This window comes from Paraprevotella clara YIT 11840, assembly GCF_000233955.1.
GTDB classification, from domain to species: Bacteria; Bacteroidota; Bacteroidia; order Bacteroidales; family Bacteroidaceae; genus Paraprevotella; species Paraprevotella clara.
Genome location: NZ_JH376732.1, coordinates 223 through 432 on the forward strand (window position 1 = coordinate 223; position 210 = coordinate 432).

1 protein-coding gene is annotated in these 210 nt (G+C 29.0%); it reads right to left on the minus strand.

Annotated features, from left to right (window positions below; all coding sequences use genetic code 11):
* Positions 1–210, minus strand: a 210-nt coding sequence (locus HMPREF9441_RS18725) for a hypothetical protein (protein WP_039865701.1), incomplete at both ends; no start/stop codon positions are given.

Consider the following 210-nt stretch of genomic DNA (forward strand, 5'->3'; position numbering starts at 1 on the left):
TCTTATTACGATCAAAGGGGAATTTGAACTTTTGTAATATAGTAGCAATATCCTTTTTTGTAGGAAAGTTTGTCTCTTCACTTTCTTCTAAAATAAAAGGAATTCCAAAATCCTCTGTTGTAAAAAATAATCTTTTTGTACTATTGCCTCCTTCAACTCCTTCATCTTGCCCTAACTTTTTAATAGCTTTATTTAATTTAGGTAGAAAAG